At 38.1% G+C, this 16,239-nt stretch carries 13 protein-coding genes and 1 other annotated feature; of the genes, 1 reads left to right on the top strand and 12 read right to left on the bottom strand.

From position 1 onward, the window contains the following. Positions 1-5: 5 nt before the first annotated feature. From ADH02_RS05070 to ADH02_RS05040, 7 genes are all read right to left on the bottom strand, one after another. Positions 6-1,223 carry a DegT/DnrJ/EryC1/StrS family aminotransferase gene (locus tag ADH02_RS05070; RefSeq protein WP_048783075.1) on the bottom strand — a complete coding sequence of 406 codons (1,218 nt, stop codon included), beginning with the start codon at positions 1,221-1,223 and terminating at the stop codon, positions 6-8. Positions 1,224-1,238: 15 nt separating this feature from the next. Next, complete coding sequence (locus ADH02_RS05065; protein ID WP_048783074.1) at positions 1,239-1,931, bottom strand: sugar transferase; 693 nt, start codon at positions 1,929-1,931, stop codon at positions 1,239-1,241. A gap of 165 nt (positions 1,932-2,096) precedes the next feature. After that, complete coding sequence (gene coaBC / locus ADH02_RS05060; protein ID WP_048783072.1) at positions 2,097-3,314, bottom strand: bifunctional phosphopantothenoylcysteine decarboxylase/phosphopantothenate--cysteine ligase CoaBC; 1,218 nt, start codon at positions 3,312-3,314, stop codon at positions 2,097-2,099. Positions 3,315-3,317: 3 nt separating this feature from the next. After that, the gene (locus ADH02_RS05055; RefSeq protein WP_048783069.1) at positions 3,318-3,905 is read right to left on the bottom strand and encodes an ECF transporter S component; all 588 of its coding nucleotides are present in this window, start codon (positions 3,903-3,905) and stop codon (positions 3,318-3,320) included. A gap of 222 nt (positions 3,906-4,127) precedes the next feature. Next, positions 4,128-5,300 (bottom strand): D-alanyl-lipoteichoic acid biosynthesis protein DltD, encoded by a 1,173-nt coding sequence (dltD, locus tag ADH02_RS05050; protein WP_048783066.1) that lies wholly within the window; start codon positions 5,298-5,300, stop codon positions 4,128-4,130. Between the two features lie 160 nt (positions 5,301-5,460). Then, positions 5,461-7,188: a phosphoenolpyruvate--protein phosphotransferase gene (gene ptsP / locus ADH02_RS05045; RefSeq protein WP_048783065.1), complete on the bottom strand. Its 1,728-nt coding sequence runs from the start codon at positions 7,186-7,188 to the stop codon at positions 5,461-5,463. Position 7,189: 1 nt separating this feature from the next. Further along, positions 7,190-7,456 (bottom strand): phosphocarrier protein HPr, encoded by a 267-nt coding sequence (locus ADH02_RS05040; RefSeq protein WP_039849104.1) that lies wholly within the window; start codon positions 7,454-7,456, stop codon positions 7,190-7,192. A gap of 296 nt (positions 7,457-7,752) precedes the next feature. On the opposite strand from ADH02_RS05040, the gene ADH02_RS05035 reads away from it, so the two are divergent. Then, positions 7,753-8,052, top strand: a complete 300-nt coding sequence (locus ADH02_RS05035; protein ID WP_048783063.1) for a DUF1827 family protein — start codon at positions 7,753-7,755, stop codon at positions 8,050-8,052. A gap of 98 nt (positions 8,053-8,150) precedes the next feature. Here ADH02_RS05035 and dgt read toward each other — a convergent pair whose 3' ends face one another. The 5 genes from dgt to ADH02_RS05000 form a co-directional block, all read right to left on the bottom strand. Beyond that, positions 8,151-9,533: a dGTP triphosphohydrolase gene (dgt, locus tag ADH02_RS05030; protein WP_048783061.1), complete on the bottom strand. Its 1,383-nt coding sequence runs from the start codon at positions 9,531-9,533 to the stop codon at positions 8,151-8,153. Positions 9,534-9,563: 30 nt separating this feature from the next. Next, positions 9,564-10,943 (bottom strand): MATE family efflux transporter, encoded by a 1,380-nt coding sequence (locus ADH02_RS05025; RefSeq protein ID WP_048783059.1) that lies wholly within the window; start codon positions 10,941-10,943, stop codon positions 9,564-9,566. Positions 10,944-11,570: 627 nt separating this feature from the next. After that, positions 11,571-13,514 carry a threonine--tRNA ligase gene (gene thrS / locus ADH02_RS05010; RefSeq protein WP_048783143.1) on the bottom strand — a complete coding sequence of 648 codons (1,944 nt, stop codon included), beginning with the start codon at positions 13,512-13,514 and terminating at the stop codon, positions 11,571-11,573. Between the two features lie 72 nt (positions 13,515-13,586). Next, positions 13,587-13,798 (bottom strand) — a binding site (T-box leader). 57 nt (positions 13,799-13,855) lie between these two features. Then, positions 13,856-14,779 (bottom strand): primosomal protein DnaI, encoded by a 924-nt coding sequence (gene dnaI / locus ADH02_RS05005; protein WP_048783053.1) that lies wholly within the window; start codon positions 14,777-14,779, stop codon positions 13,856-13,858. A gap of 14 nt (positions 14,780-14,793) precedes the next feature. Next, positions 14,794-16,233, bottom strand: a complete 1,440-nt coding sequence (locus ADH02_RS05000) for a replication initiation and membrane attachment family protein (RefSeq protein WP_048783050.1) — start codon at positions 16,231-16,233, stop codon at positions 14,794-14,796. Positions 16,234-16,239: the final 6 nt, after the last annotated feature.

The raw sequence follows: 16,239 nt of genomic DNA, 5'->3' as shown, positions 1-16,239 counted from the left end.
CCTGACTATCCAAGTACTTCTTGAACCACTTCCAAATAATTTTGAACGATATAATCTACATCTTCATCACTAAGTAATCCATGTAATGGTAAAGTCACTTCATTTTCAAAGAAGTGGTAAGCATTTGGATAATCTTCCATACGGAATCCCATGTTTTGGTAAGCCGTTAATAATGGAAGTGGTTTGTAGTGAACGTTACATGAAACGCCACGTTCCGCCATTTTTGCAATGATTTCTCCACGTTGGTCATAATTTGCACCTAGAACACGAGTAATATATAAGTGACGTGAAGATTGATAATCTTTACCTTCGTGAGGCAACACTTGGATACGTTTATCCACAGATAACCCTTTATCAAGATGACGTACGATCTCTTTTCTGCGTTCCAATAATTGTGGGTAACGTTCTAATTGCGCTAAACCGATTGCAGCCATAATATCTGGCATATTGCATTTGAATCCTGGGATAACAATATCGTATTCCCAAGAACCCGGTTTGATTTTTGCTAAAGCGTCTTTTGTTTGTCCGTGTAATGAGTACACTTGGAACTCTTTATACATCGCTTCAGAATCCAATTCGTTTGCTGGATTCCATGTAATACATCCACCTTCTGCAGTTGTTAAATTCTTAACTGCATGGAATGAGAATGATGCAAAGTCTGCGATTTTTGCAACAGAAACTCCGTCACGAGTTGTTCCAATTGCATGTGCACAGTCAGAAACAACAATAATACGGTTAAAGTAACGTTGTAAGTTTGTAGATGGTTGGAATAACCCACGTTTTGATTCCACTACTTCGAAAATACGACGATAGTCACATGGAACCCCTGCTAATTCAACAGGAATAATCACTTTTGTTTTTTCAGTGATAGCTTCAGCTAACGCATCATAATTCATTTCGAAATGGTCTTCTTGAATATCAACCATTACTGGTGTTGCTCCAACGTGTTCAATCACACTACAAGAAGCTGTATATGTGTATGCAGGAACAATGACTTCGTCTCCAGGCCCAACGCCTAAAACACGCAATGCTAACTCTAACGCAGCAGTTGCTGAATTTAAGCAAACTACTTTTTCAGTGCCCATATATTCTGCTAATTGGCGTTCAAATTCTTTTGTTTTTGGTCCTGTTGTAATCCAACCAGATTGTAGCACTTCGACTACATTGTTGATTTCCTTTTCTGTAATATCTGGTGGTGAGAATGGAATATTTCTAACTTTCATGTTGGTTCCTCCAAGTTATTTTAATACTGCAATCACAGTTTTTACCATGACCGCAATATCATTTTTTAAACTACATTTTTTTAAATAATCAATATTGTATTGCATTTTTTCTGGCAAGATATGTTCGATATACGCCTCATCTACTGTTAAGCCTTGCTTTGTCCACTCTGCAATCTTTTCTGCTTCATGTCTAAATTCAATCGCTGCAATCGATGTTACTCCGGCAGGAAGTAATAAGGTTGTCTGCATTTCTGGTGTATATGCATCTACATATTTTTGCACTTCCGGTCTTGCGCCTACGAAAGACATATCTCCAATTAATACATTCAGTAGCTGGGCTACTTCATCCAGACGATAATTACGAACACGACGTCCAACTTTTGTAATTCGTGGGTCGTGATCTTGTGTCACAAGCGGCCCTACTTTATCCGCATTTAATACCATCGTTCTAAATTTAAATATTTTAAATTTGCGTCCATTTGTCGTCACGCGTTCCTGTCTATAAAATACAGGTCCACCATCTTCTAATTTAATTGCAATGGCAATCACTAAAAAGACGATTGATAACGGAACTAGAAGTAATAACGAAACGACGATATCAAAGATTCGCTTTGAAGTCAGATATCCTTTTCGCTGTCGAAGTTCCTTCTGTGTTTTAATTACGAGTTCGTTTCTCATAAATTCTGGCAATGAAATATTCTCGTTCATAAAATCTCCCTTCATGCCTAGATAACCTTCCCTATTATACCACATTTTCTTGAATTGCGGTAAATTTCTTTATAAATCATCCAATTATTTTAGTGTAGAAAGGGCAATAAAATAAACCAATCTAACAGAAGCGTTAAATTGGTTTATCGTATTCCTTATTATTGACTATCGAATCACATTTTCTGCAACTAGAGTTTTCCAAATTTCAAGAGCTAACGCGTCTTTTGAACACTCTGGAAGTGGAATTTGTTTGCCTTCTTTAGTAAGAATCGTTACTTGATGATTGTCTGCATTAAAGCCAATGTTTGAACTAGAAACATCATTTGCAATAATCGCATCTGCTTTTTTCTTTTCTAATTTAGCTGCCGCATATTCAAGAACTTTTTCAGTTTCTGCCGCAAAACCAATCACAACTTGACCCTCTTTTTTAGAATGTCCAAGCCCTTTTAGAATATCTGGATTTTCTGCTAATTCTAGTTTTAACCCTGATTTATTGTGCTGCTTTTTGATTTTCTGGTCCGAACGATTCGCTACATAGTAATCAGATACCGCCGCTACCATCACCGCTACATCTGTAGTTGGAAATTGTGCTGTAACCACTTCTTCCATTTCACGTGCGGATTCCACATACGTTACATTCACACCAAACGGAACTTTCAATTGTTTGGCCGTTGACACTAATTGAACTTCAGCTCCTAATACGGATGCAGCCTTTGCAAGTGCATATCCCATCTTTCCAGAAGAATCATTGGAAATATAGCGCACTGGATCAATACGTTCTTTCGTTCCTCCAGCAGCAATTAGTACAGATTTCCCTTTTAAAGGAGAACCGTATGCTCGTCTACTTTCAAAAAATGTCACTTGCTCGAAAATCTCTTCTGGTTCAGGAAGACGACCTTTCCCATTATAGCCTTCCGCTAAAAATCCAGTCGCTGGTTCGATAATCACTTTTCCATCTGCTTTAAGTTGTGCTACATTACGAATCGTTGCAGGATTTTCCCACATATGTTCGTTCATTGCAGAAGCCACAAAAATTGGAGCCGTAATTGCCAATAACGTACTTGTTACAAAATTATCTGCAATTCCATTGGCCATTTTCGCAATGGTATTAGCTGTTGCAGGTACGACTACAGCCACATCTGTCTTGTCTGCTAAATGGATATGTTGGACTTTACTCGCTTCGTCTTCATCAAACGTATCCGTGTGCACTTTATTTTTCGTCAACACTTGAAACGTTAGTGGCGTAATGAATTCACACGCGCTCTTTGTCATCGCTACTTCGACATTCGCTCCCGCTTTCACGAATAAACGAACGAGTGTAGCTACTTTAAATGCAGCAATGCCACCTGTAACAAAGACGGTTACGTTTTTACCTTTCCACATACATTATCCTCTTTTCTTAGAAATCGTTACTAAAATTGATGCAATGATTGGTGTCATCACAGTTGCAGCTAAGGCTTCAGCAATTCCGTTCGTCATGACAACTCCCATTAAGAAGAGTGGCAATTCTGCAACAGTTTTTCCTGTTAATTCTGCATATTGATTTCCCATGAGTAAATAAATTGAACTTAATACCAATACAGTATTCAAAATACTTCCAAGAAAACCAGACACTGCCATTCTAACGCGGTCAGACGTAATGAGTTTAGTTGCTTTATGATAAAACAGCGCAACGAGTCCACCCATCAACAAACGTGGCAATATAGAAATCAATGGATTTGTAAAAATCATCAAGCTAAGAACATTACCCGATGTGAAGGCACGTAGAAATGAACAAAAACCCCACGTAAACCCTAGAAGGAAACCTGCTTGTGGGCCTAACACAATTCCTCCAACAATAACCGTAATATGAATAATCGTAATATCTAAAATCACTAATGGTAAGTTCCCTAAAAACGGAACAAAACTTTGTAAAATAATCATCGCGATAAACATCGCACTTAATACCATTTGAAAAGTTCTTTGTCTTTTCATATCATCACCTCAAGTCTTAATGACTGTATTATACTAATCTTTGTCATTTCAATCAATGTAAAAAACTGAAAAAGCTAGGAAAGACGAACCTTCCTAGCTCATAAACTTGATTTTTAGAATGCATTATAGATAAATTCTGCTGCATTTGTGAAATCTGTAAATATACAATAAAGTAGAACACTAGTAATAAGTACATAAAATACGAGTGACCATACTAATACATTATCCATTTTCCTTAAAAAACTTGACCAATTCTTTTTCAACTAAAGGCCACCCCTTCCATCCAGGATGAGTTGCATCCCATATATAATAAGGATCGTAATCATGCGATGTCAAATCAACTTGCTTCACTCCAGCTCCCTTAACAATTTCATTGATTTTTGTTGAAAATGCATTTCGTTGTGAAGCATCAATTCCAATGTAATCATACCATGGTCCATTTACAGGGAAAGTGATTACCAGAACCTCCACCCCTAATTCCTTTGCAATTTGTAAAAACAATTTGAAGTCTTCGTACTCTGGAGAATCTGTATATTTGAAAGTTGAGGCAGAATTTTTTAGCGATTCTAATTTCCCTGCGATGTGCTTGTTATAGTACCAATCGTCAAAATGATACTCATTCGATTGAGTATCTTTTTTAGCTTGTTCTTCGTTCTTAGCCAACACTTCATCCCAGTTATATTCAGGCATTGTACTTCCTTTGGATGGGAAATTCTCTAATGAATGTTCATCATAAAAATCCTGTACAACATTCAAGGAAAATTTAGCCAATTCCATTTGAATCATAAACTGATCAATTTGGGAGCCTTTCCCTTCAACAAGTACACGTTTATACCTTTCAAACGTACTAGTTAATGAATCATTTTTCTCTGACAATTCTAAAACTCGATTAATAAATTTAAGTTTTGTCTCTTTTGAAAGTTTTGGATTCACCAAAGTGTAATATACATGTTCTTTTGAAATCCGACTTTCGAAAGCATCTTGTCGCATACCTTTTTGATCGAACCAGTTTAAACTCTCAACAATAGCAACTTTCTTCTGTGTCATAATCGGCTCTAACGAAGCCAATGTTGATGCTTGAATCACATTTTGGAAGAAGCCTCCCCCTACTTGCATTAGATGAAAATCATCATAATTAAACATTTGCGCTGGATGGAATTCTTTTTTATTAGCGACAGTAAGTTCAGAAGAACCTAATAACAGATGAGTGTTTTCATCATAGTTGGCTTTTAAAATCTCTCTACTTTTATGTTTGTTATAACTTGTATTATAACGAACGCTATTATCATTCACCTTATAATATTGATTAATTTTTTGAACTTGAATGGGTACAAAAATAACGACTGTTATAATCGCTAATACTAATCCTATAAAAAATCCTTTTAACTTTTTCAATACTTAAACCTCTCAAAATTATCTACCATCAGAGTATACCACAGTCCTTCCTATGTGAACATACTCTATCTAAGAATATTAGAATGTTTAATACTTTTTTAGAAAATTAGGCATCAAAAAACACCCAAGGTTTCCCTCGAGTGTTCAGACTATCTATCAATTAGATTTTAGATACAGCTTCTGCTACTAACGCTTCAACTTCTTCTACAGTTGCGCATTCGTTAATTGCTTTAGCTGCTAATGCTTGCATATCACTTAATGTTAATTTAGAAATTAAGCTACGTGTTTTTAGAACACTTGATGCAGACATTGAGAACTCGTCTAATCCAAGACCTACTAATAGAGGTACAGCTGTTTGGTCTCCAGCCATTTCCCCACACATTCCAGCCCATTTGCCTTCTTTGTGTGCTGAATCAATTACGTGTTTGATTAACGTTAAGATTGATGGGTTGTATGGTTGGTATAAGTATGAAACGCGTTCGTTCATACGGTCAGCAGCCATTGTGTATTGGATTAAGTCGTTTGTTCCGATACTGAAGAAGTCCACTTCTTTAGCGAATTGGTGAGCTAAAACTGCCGCTGCAGGGATTTCAATCATGATACCTACTTGGATATCGTCGCTGACTGCAACACCTTCTGCGATTAATTTAGCTTTTTCTTCTTCTAATAATGCTTTAGCGCCACGGAAATCATTTAATGTCGCAATCATTGGGAACATGATACGTAATTTACCGTATACAGAAGCACGTAATAACGCACGTAATTGTGTACGGAACATTTCAGGTTCGTGTAATGAAATACGAATTGCACGATATCCTAAGAATGGGTTCATTTCGTGTGGTAATGGTAAGTATGGTAACTCTTTATCCCCACCGATATCCATTGTACGAACGACAACAGGTTTTCCATTCATGCCTTCTAAAACAGCTTTGTAAGCTTCAAATTGATCTTCTTCTGTTGGCATTTCGTGAGAATCCATGTATAAGAATTCTGTACGGTATAAACCAACACCTTCTGCACCATTGTTTACAACACCTTCTAAATCTTTTGGTGTACCAATGTTTGCAGCCAATTCAACTTGATGGCCATCTTTAGTGTAAGTTTTTGAATCTTTTAATTTTTCCCATTCAGCTTGTTGAGCTGCAAATGCTTCTGCTTTAGCACGGTATTCAGCAACCACTTCTTCAGATGGGTTAAGGAATACTTCCCCTGATAAACCATCCACGATAATGATATCTCCGTCTTTAGCAATTGAAGTCACTTCTTTAGTACCAACGATTGCTGGAATTTCTAAAGAACGCGCCATAATAGCTGAGTGAGAAGTACGTCCACCAATATCAGTAACGAAAGCTTTAACGTATTGGCGATTTAATTGAGCTGTATCACTCGGTGTTAAATCGGCAGCAACGATAATCACTTCATCTTTAATAGTGGCTGGACTAGGAATTTTAACGCCTAATAGGTGTGCTAAGATACGTTTTGATACGTCACGAATGTCCGCAGCACGTTCTTGCATATAAGGGTTATCTTCCATTCCTGCAAAAATAGAAATAAACATGTCTGTTACTTCTTTTAATGCAGATTCCGCATTCACTTTATTTGATGTAATGCTATCTTTTACTTGTCCAATTAATTCTGGATCGCTTAAAACCATTAAGTGAGCATCGAAAACTTGTGCTTCTTCTTCACCTAAGTTTTTTAATGCAGTCTCTTTAATTAATTCGACATCTTTAATTGACGCTGCTAATGCATCATCCAAGCGTGAAACTTCTTTTTCTGAATCTTCAACAGTCACTTTTGTCACTGTTAAATCAGGTTCAGTCAAAGTATATACTTTGGCAATTGCGATGCCATCACTAGCAGCAATCCCTTGTAATGTTGGTTTCATATTATTCAGCTAATCCTTCTTTTTTCATTGTTTCGTCGATTCCTGCTAATGCTTCTGCTTCGTCAGCACCTTCAGCAGTGATCACTACGTCAGCACCTTGGCCAACACCTAATGACATAACGCCCATGATTGATTTTAAGTTAACAGATTTACCTTTGTATTCTAATTGGATATCTGAACTATATTTGCTTGCTGTTTGAACTAATAAAGTTGCTGGGCGAGCGTGGATCCCTGTTTCTGCGATTACATGATATTCTTTCTTTTCCATATTGAAAGTCTCCTTTGAAAGTAAATTTTTGTTAAGAAATGTACGTTCGAGAGCATGTAAGCCTCAAAAATACAACCCTTTCAATTAATAAGATTACCATTTTTTGAGAGATTTAACAACTATTTAAATACATTTTTTAAAAGCACTTTCATCACAATCCCTATCACACTTATAAAAAAATCTCTCGACTGAAAATTCTTTAAAATTTAATAACTTTTCTTAAATTTGTAGGTGAAAATGAAGCAAAAAAAATGTATAATGGTTTCAAGGGATTTTTTCAGAAGGAGGCTGTGTCTATGAAACTTATCGATATTACCAATTCTCACTCGCAACTTGTCAATGAACAGTTAGCAAATACAGATGCGTACTTCATCAAGGTATATTCACTTGGTCAAACAACTGTTTTCTATGCTGACGCTGCCACTCACCGTGATATTGTAATCTTAAACAGAAAAAGACGTATTAAAGATGTTGAAATTGAATTCGTCGTTCATCGCCTATTCCATATGAAACCAGAAGGTCTAGATATTATTCATGCTGATAACTTTGTTGAAATCAGTATTCCTGTTGAGAAGAAACGACCTACGTTCAATTAATATAGATAAATTGAAACCGCCAACGAATAAATTTCGTTGGCGGTCTTTTTAATTAAGAAAGTAGAAAATTATCATATATGATAATTTTCTACTTTGAATTAAATTCCTACCATATCTAAATAGAGTCGGTGCGAATAACTATCCGTCATCCCTGAAATGAAGTCTGTCGCTAATAGAAGGCGTAAGTATAATTTTTCAACTTCGCTCTTTCCTTCTGCAAAATAATGATAAGAACGTTTTTGACTTTCAGAAATAATACCAATCTTCTTCAACTCTACATAGTCTAACTGACGATTCGTATCATAAGACACGAGAGAAGGCACAAAGCTATCTAATAAATAAGTGAGCGTTGTGTACCCTGCAATCTCTAACCTCAAGATTCCCTTATTGTCATAAATGCGTTCCTCTGACAATTTACGAAGAATGACATATAGATCTTCCGCCCAAGAATTTTGGAATAAGTCTTGGTTGAATGTCCCTGCCATAATTTCATCGTAATGATTCACAAAATTATGACGTGCACCATCGATTAATTTATCACGTAAATCCACAAAGAAACGGTTAACACTGAAGACTTTCTCGTCGATGGTTGTTAACACCCCTCGTGTATGAACGGAATGCGGTGCACTATAGGCATCCGTACTCAAATTCTCTAGTAAGAACTCTCGCACATCTCTAAACGAAATCACGCCCTTTCCAATCGCATCTTCCATATCCGCCACTAAATACGCAATATCGTCTGCAGCTTCAAGAATGAACGTTAACGGGTGACGACTCGTTCCCGCCCCTGTAATCTCCGTCACCGTTTTAAAGGCTTCTTCTTCGGCAAAAAAATACCCTACTTTTTTAGAGGTAATCTCTTCTGTTTTCTTATGAGAAGATGGGTACGTATATTTTAGAATCGTATTGAGCGTTGCGGCAGTTAAATCTAGCCCATCAAATTCACCTTTGAAGTCATGCAACTTCGATACAATACGAAGCGATTGCGCATTCCCTTCAAACCGATAGAAATCATACACATATGGACTCGCTAAAAACTCTTCAGCTACATCGCTTTTTTCTTTTAGGATACTTGGCAAGTTTTTCTTAAACCATTGGCGAATGATATCTTCCCCAAAATGCCCATATGGAGGGTTTCCAAGGTCATGCACGAGACTCGCACATTCAACAATTTTCAATACATCTTCTTGATGGTCAATCATCTCTTGTTTACTGCTGTCCGGGTTCTTCTGTACTTCCTCTTGCAATAAAATGACAATCTCTTTTGCCAGAGAACGAGCCACCATCGCTACTTCTAGCGAGTGTGTTAGTCGCGTATGAATAAAATCCAAGCGTTCTAGCGGAAATACTTGTGTCTTATCTTGTAATCTTCGAAAAGAAGGACTTGTTACAATTCGTTTATAATCATCGTCAAACTCGTTGCGATGTGTTGCTTCTTTACCAGAAAGACGTTTTGTTGATAGTAATTTAGACCATTCCATAAATCATACCCCTTCCATTGCTTCCAATCATTATACCAGAAGTTCGTCCACCTTTGGAATCTTGCGCATTTGATGCATATAAACTGTGATGCAAATCGTGAATGAAATGAAGTCTGATACTGGACCTGAGAAAATTAGTCCCTCCACTCCAAATAGTGTTGAAAGAAGAAGCATCACTGGAAGCAGTACAAATAATTGGCGTGTTAGTGATAGAATCGCTCCTAATTTCGCCTTTCCAATTGCTGGGAAGAACGTTGTTACAATAATGGTTGCTCCATTAATGAAGGTGAAGAATAAGAAGGCACGCGCATATCGAACTCCAAATTCATAGTAGAGCTCTTCCCCGCTCCCAAACATTTGAATGAGTTGTAACGGAAAAGCTTCGAATAGAACCCATAAAATGGTTGATAAAATTAAGGTTACTTTTAAGAGTAAGTTCATCGTTTCGTGAACACGTGAATATTTCTTCGCACCGTAGTTAAATCCTAAAATCGGCTGCGCACCTTGGTTTAATCCGATCACAACTGCAATGAATATAACGAAGATTTTGCTCACGACTCCCCCAACCGCAATCGGAATATCACTACCATAGACCGATTGTGCCCCGTATGTACGAAGCAAGTTGTTCGATGTAATTTGCACGATTGTCGCAGAAATTTGGAAAATGAACGATGTCAATCCAAGAGATGCGATGACTTTCACATCCTCAAACGATAATTTGAAGTCACTGCGTTCAAAATGAACCGATCTAAACTTTGGAATATACGCGAGTAACACAAGCGCCGACACCACTTGACTGATGACTGTGGCCCAAGCAGCCCCTGCAATCCCCATATTGAATCCAAAGATGAACAACGGATCTAACACGGTATTCAGCAACGCCCCGACAATAATCGCCATCATCGAATATGTTGCTCTACCATCTGCACGGACTAGTGGATTGAAACCAATCGAAATCATAAAGAACGGAATCCCTAACGCCGTAATCCCAGCATATTCACTGGCATATCCTAGAATTTGATCTGTTGCTCCAAATAAATTCAACAATGGCTGTAAGAACAAGAGCACCACGCTCATGATAATTAAACCAGCTGTTACCAATAGTACTACTGCCGTTCCAGCAACCTCACGCGCATGTTTGTCTTCTTTTCGACCTAGCGCCAAGTTAAAGTTCGATGCAGCACCCACTCCAACCATTAAACCAATCGCCATGCAGAGTGTTGTAATTGGAAAGGCAATATTCGTTGCCGCATTCCCTAAATAACCTACCCCTTGCCCAATAAAAATTTGGTCAACGATATTATAAAGAGCGTTCACCACATTCGCGACAATGGCAGGAATCGCCATTTTTCGAATCAGTGTACTAATTTTTTCGTATCCCAACGGATTTTGTTTTTCTTCAACTACCATTAAAACTCTCCTTCTCAATTAATGTATATACGCATAAAAAAAGTCCCTCCACACGCGGAGAGATCTACCAATACATTTATCTTAACTTTGCAACCTGATTTTGTCAAACATCCGCTCCCCACTATTTCAACTTCAGAAGCACCAGCGCGCACTCCAAAAAAAGCACTCACGGACGCTCCAATTTTAGCGATAACTAATTTCTCGCAAGACTCGTCTTTTTTATCCGTATTTTGATTTATGGCGATATAAGAAAGATAGCTCATCTTATAAAAGATACGAATAGATTTTTAATACTTCGTTCTGGAGAATCATGCGGATTCTATAAAAGCAGTAATGGGGAATCATATCAAAACGAATTAACGGGAGTTAGGAATCTATTCCTTACTCCCGTTTTTGAGGCTTTGAAGGTGAGAGACCCTAGGCTCGAGCCGGTATCCCATTACAGCTTTTATGAAGACATCCGCAATGATTCGAAAGAACGAAATCTCCATTAATTGCACTCTTACTCTTATCCTTTTATAAGAATCATCCTCATCCTTCTTAAACCACCCCAGCCATAAATCAAAACCTTCGGTTTTATATTTAAAGCACAAAAAAAGACTCGTATTGCTACGAGCCTTTGAAAAATTAGTCTTCAAGCGGACGAGAGAAGTTTGCAATCTCGCGTTGTACGTATTCTAAGTACGCTTCAACAGTCATTGATTTAGTTTCTTTAGAACCATAACGACGAACAGTTACAGTACCTTCTTCAACCTCTTTATCCCCAATTACTAATTGATAAGGGATTTTTTGAGTTTGAGATGCACGAATCTTGTAACCCATTTTTTCATTACGGTCATCAAGTTCTACACGCATTCCTAAGCGAGCCATTTTTTCTTTCAACTCACGTGCAGCATCATAATGATGTTCCACACTTACAGGAATGATTGTTGCTTGAACTGGAGCTAACCAAGTTGGGAATGCTCCTTTGTATTCTTCGATTAAATATGCTACGAAACGTTCGGCAGTAGATACAACCCCACGGTGGATAACCACTGGACGGTGAGTGTTATCTCCATCTTCACCAACGTATGTTAAATCGAAACGTTCTGGTAATAAGAAGTCTAATTGGATTGTAGACATTGTTTCTTCTAATCCCATTGCCGTACGGAATTGAATATCTAATTTAGGACCGTAGAATGCTGCTTCACCGATAGCTTCGAAGTATTCTAATCCCATTTCATCCATTGCTTCTTTTAACATTGATTCTGCTTTGTTCCACATTTCATCGTCATCGAAGTATTTATGTTTATCTTCAGGATCACGATAGCTTAAACGGAAACGATAATCTTTTACATTGAAGTCGCTATATACTTCACGGATTAGGTCTAAGATACGTTTGAATTCGTCTTTAATTTGGTCTGGACGAACGAATGTATGTCCATCGTTAAGAGTCATTTCACGCACACGTTGTAAACCAGATAACGCACCTGATTTTTCATAACGGTGCATCATTCCTAATTCAGCAATACGAATTGGTAATTCACGGTAGCTGTGGATGTGGTTTTTATAAACCATCATATGGTGAGGACAGTTCATTGGACGTAATACAAGCATTTCGCCATCGCCCATGTCCATTGGTGGGAACATATCTTCTTGATAGTGAGCCCAGTGACCTGAAGTTTTGTAAAGACCTACATCAGCCATAACTGGAGTGTACACGTGTTGATATCCAAGGCTGATTTCTTTATCTACGATGTAACGTTCGATTGTACGACGGATTGTAGCCCCTTTTGGTAACCAGAATGGTAATCCTGAACCTACTTCTTGGCTAATCATGAATAAGTCTAATTCTTTACCTAATTTACGGTGATCACGTTCTTTTGCTTCTTCACGCATCTTCAAGAATTCTTTTAAGTCTGCTTTATCGAAGAATGCTGTACCGTAAACACGTTGCATCATCTTATTGTTAGAGTCACCTCTCCAGTAAGCTCCAGCAAGTGATAATAATTTGAAGACTTGGATACGTCCTGTTGAAGGAACGTGGATACCACGACATAAGTCTACGAAGTCTTCTTGTTGGTATACAGTAATTGTTTCGTCTTCAGGTAAACCATTAATTAATTCTACTTTATAAGGGTCGTTTGCGAAGATTTCTAATGCTTCTTTACGGCTTACTTCACGACGAACGATTGGGTAGTTTTCTTTAACGATTTTCATCATTTCTGCTTCCACTTCTGGAAGTGCATCTTCTGTTAATTGATTTGGCATATCAGTATCGTAGTAGAATCCTGTTTCGATTGCTGGTCCTACGCCAAAGTGAATTCCTGGGTATAAACGAGTTAACGCATGTGCTAATAAGTGTGCTGTTGAGTGACGTAAGATTCCTAATGCATCTTCGTGATCTGGTGTAACGATTTCGATAGAAGCATCTTCTTCGATTGGACGATCGAAGTCTACTAATTCTCCGTTCACTTTACCTGCTAATGCTTTTTTCGCTAGGCTTTTGCTAATGCTTTCTGCAACTTCTTTTACTGTAATTCCTTTTGGAAACTCCTTAACGGCACCATCTGGAAAAGTAATTTTAATCATTGACATTTTCTTCCTTCTTTCTTTTTGAAATTTCTGAAATAAACAAAAAATCCCATAGTCTGCTCCTGCAAACTATGGGACGTCATATTCTACGTGGTTCCACCCAAATTTGTTCATCAAAAAAGATGAACCTCAACGGAATAACGCTCCGATGCGCCTTGCTCTACTGAATTCAAGCAAAGATTCAAAAGTGGTAAAACTATTCCGGATGAAGTGTTGCACCAACCCACTTCTCGCTGAAATGTAACCAAGAGATAGTTTCTTGTCTTTTTCATCATTTTCAAAATATTTAGTTCATTAGTATTTAACCACTAATCTTTCATATTTTCAAGCATTTTCATCTAGGATGGATTTCTGTGATTTTGTCCATCGACAAAATACTCTTTAGCTAAGAAACGAATACGTTCAATCAGACGTTTTGCTTTCAGAAGCTCTTGGTCTCCTTTATTTGAATGAGCAAAATGCGCTTCTAACTGATCAATCGTGAAGTTCGATGTGAAGAACGTTGGTAATTCTTGCAACATACGGTGTTGTAAGATGACCATCAACACTTCGTCTCTAAACCATGCGCTATTCATTTCCGCACCGATATCATCCAACACTAAGATTGGTGTGTTTTTAATCGATACTAATTTCGCTTCAACGGTATTTGTCGCAATGGCTTGCTTAATTTCTGCACTATACGTTGGAACATTGACAAGCGTCGTTTCAACGCCGTTTTCAGAAAGCTCGTTTGCTAAAGCGCCCATCATATATGTTTTCCCAACACCAAAAGGCCCTGCTAAATACAATCCTTTTTGGTATTCAGTACTATTTGGTTTGTAACTATTGATGAATTTCAATAATTCTCCAATGACATCTTGTCGCTCTGGCGTAAGAGCCGTATCTGAGAAACGAGCCTCCGCGATATTTTTTGGCATATTGATGGAATGAATCAGGCGTTTACGTTTACGTTCTCTTTCCTGGCGAATCGCTTCTTCGGTACGTTTGTAATTCACTAAAATAAATCCGTTATGCACTTCTAAACATGGTTCGAGACCTGGAGCTTTCACTTCCTTGTTGTTCTTTCTAGCATCTCTTTCCATTCGAAACTCCAATAACGCAGACATTCCTTTACGAATAGCTTCCGGAGTCAATTCTTCTTTATGTTGTTCAAGAAAAGCTTTTACATCTTTATCTTCAAAGATTTCTTTTTCGATGTTTTGCATGTTCGACATGCCTTGTGTTGCTCCTCTTTGATCTAAAAATCCTTTTAATCCTTCCAATTCGTTCACCTCCGTTATTGTTGTTCTCTTTGATTACTTGTTTTTAATTTTGCGATTTGTTCTGCTAAATCACTTGAAACTTGTGTGGATTGGCTTTCAGTAGGTGCAGGCGTTTGTTTTTCCTTTGCCTGAGAATCTTTCGCCCAATCTGGCAATTGCTCTTGATAGCCACCCTGTCTTCTGTAGTTATTCTTACCTGCATTATGCAGTTGTTGTTTTCGTTTCACTTCGCGTTGCAAGTCGCGATTACGTACAGCTTCCATTGCCTCTTGAGCGGTCTTGATTTCTTTTGTAGCCCAGTCGTTGGCAATGGCATCAATAAAGTTTCGAGCCAGTGTCGCGTTATCGAGCTGTACCAAAGCATAGTGGAATAAAATATTTAACACTTCGTTTGGTAAACCGCTAACAGATACTAAATCAAAAATCAATTGACGTTCTGCTTTTGAGACATAGCCTTTCTTTTGCGTCTTGATGCTTGAAACAAAGTCAATTGGCGCCATTGCTTTAGCAGCTTGAATCAATTGCTGGATGGCTAACTCTTCTTCAGAGGCACCTTCCACCACTTGCACTTCAGTCGGTTCGGTCACAGGTGCTTCAACCACTTCTTCGCTTCGAAGTTGTGTCACTTTATCTTGAGCAGCCTCTTGCCCTAATTTCAACAAGAACTCTTCATCAATGACTTTCGTTGTTAAATCAGACGCAATCACTAAGAATTGTGCGATTTCTTGTTCTGTAAAACCATACGCGCGGTATAAGGCATCGACGATTTTGCGAACTCCCTTAGTGATGGAATTTAAATCGACGAATTCTGTTTTTAACAGCCCTTCGATTAAATCCCAATCCACATCCGATGCAAACTCGAATTCAGGTTGTTGCTTGCTATCTAAGACCATGCGGTTTTCTTGCGCATGGTTTCTTGTATAAGATTCCATGTTATAAGGAAGTCGATACGCTTCTTCAAACTGCGCACTGTCGTTCTCTCCTAAGTCGCCTGGTTTTGACAATAAGAATCGTTGTTTTAATTTTTCAAAACGATGATTCCCAATTTGGTTTAACAGTAACGTCGAAAGCAAGGCATCTTTGAAAAAGAGACGCGGAGACGTTGGCGCTTGTAATTCCATCGTGTACGTTTGAGGGCGTGAAGCAGTTGGCTCCTTACGATACGTTTTGAGTAACCCAATCCCTTCCAAACGTGTTTTTGCTAAGTAAAAGTCCGGCATTCCTAAATTCGTCATCGACAACAATTCAGAAATAGAGAAGACTTCGCTTTCGTATTCCGATGGAGATAACTCACCGTACAAAGTCGCATACAAAAGAGTCGCTTCTTTCCCAATGAACGGAGCGTATAATTGCATTAAAAATTGGATTTCTCTTTCGGTAATCCACACAGGTTGTACCACGAGGATACCGTCTTTAGGCTTATACTGTGCCCACGGAAACTCTTTTGAGTGCATTCTTGT

Origin of the sequence: Streptococcus sp. 263_SSPC (assembly GCF_001071995.1) — a bacterium.
Taxonomy (GTDB): domain Bacteria; phylum Bacillota; class Bacilli; order Lactobacillales; family Aerococcaceae; genus Granulicatella.
This window is presented reverse-complemented; position numbering and strand designations above follow the sequence as displayed.

Excerpts from the sequence above, each read along its gene's own strand:
- ADH02_RS05000 (WP_048783050.1), bottom strand. The coding sequence starts at position 16,233 with ATGCACTCAAAAGAGTTTCCGTGGGCACAGTATAAGCCTAAAGACGGT.
- ADH02_RS05070 (WP_048783075.1), bottom strand. The coding sequence starts at position 1,223 with ATGAAAGTTAGAAATATTCCATTCTCACCACCAGATATTACAGAAAAG.
- ADH02_RS05025 (WP_048783059.1), bottom strand. The coding sequence starts at position 10,943 with ATGGTAGTTGAAGAAAAACAAAATCCGTTGGGATACGAAAAAATTAGT.
- dgt (WP_048783061.1), bottom strand. The coding sequence starts at position 9,533 with ATGGAATGGTCTAAATTACTATCAACAAAACGTCTTTCTGGTAAAGAA.
- ADH02_RS05055 (WP_048783069.1), bottom strand. The coding sequence starts at position 3,905 with ATGAAAAGACAAAGAACTTTTCAAATGGTATTAAGTGCGATGTTTATC.
- coaBC (WP_048783072.1), bottom strand. The coding sequence starts at position 3,314 with ATGTGGAAAGGTAAAAACGTAACCGTCTTTGTTACAGGTGGCATTGCT.
- ADH02_RS05040 (WP_039849104.1), bottom strand. The coding sequence starts at position 7,456 with ATGGAAAAGAAAGAATATCATGTAATCGCAGAAACAGGGATCCACGCT.
- thrS (WP_048783143.1), bottom strand. The coding sequence starts at position 13,514 with ATGATTAAAATTACTTTTCCAGATGGTGCCGTTAAGGAGTTTCCAAAA.
- ADH02_RS05065 (WP_048783074.1), bottom strand. The coding sequence starts at position 1,931 with ATGAACGAGAATATTTCATTGCCAGAATTTATGAGAAACGAACTCGTA.
- ADH02_RS05035 (WP_048783063.1), top strand. The coding sequence starts at position 7,753 with ATGAAACTTATCGATATTACCAATTCTCACTCGCAACTTGTCAATGAA.
- ptsP (WP_048783065.1), bottom strand. The coding sequence starts at position 7,188 with ATGAAACCAACATTACAAGGGATTGCTGCTAGTGATGGCATCGCAATT.